The 464-nt window shown below is 70.0% G+C and carries 1 protein-coding gene; it reads right to left on the bottom strand.

Translation table 11 applies throughout. The features are described from left to right. Window positions 1–464, bottom strand: a 464-nt coding sequence (locus tag GVL52_RS31975) for a hypothetical protein (protein WP_200847987.1), incomplete at both ends; no start/stop codon positions are given.

Genomic DNA, 464 nt, shown 5'->3' with positions numbered 1-464 from the left:
CCCCCGGACGTCAGCCCGGCCACGTTCTCGCCCAGGTTGGTGCCGCGCAGCCGCAGGTACTGGTTCTTCGTGACCGTCATCGGGAACTCCACCACGTTGTAGCCTTCCTCGTCGGTGGTCCAGTCCGCGGCCGTGAAGCGGCGGACCACGCGGGTGCTCGGGTTGGTGGCCTGCCGGTAGGCGTCGGTGCCGGGAAGCGCCTTAGCACCCACGTCCCCCACGATGAGGTCCACGTGGTCCACCCTGGGCGTCATGTTCCCCAGGTTGCCGCTCGCCACCGGGCGCTGGTAGTTGTTGACCGGCGGGCTCTTGAAGCGGATGCGCACCGTCACGCGTTCGCCGGAGGCTGCCTGGATCTCCTGGCCCATGGTCGCCCTGCCGGCCGCGCCGGACACCTGGAAGTCCAGGGCGTTGATCAGGTCGCCGAACACCCCGAAGCTGCGGCCCGCGCGCAGGCTGTCGAC

Source organism: Rhizobium sp. 18055 (assembly GCF_902706285.1).
Taxonomy (GTDB): domain Bacteria; phylum Pseudomonadota; class Alphaproteobacteria; order Rhizobiales; family Rhizobiaceae; genus Rhizobium.
The sequence above is the reverse complement of the archived record's forward strand: the minus strand, read 5'-3'. Positions and strand labels throughout refer to the sequence as shown.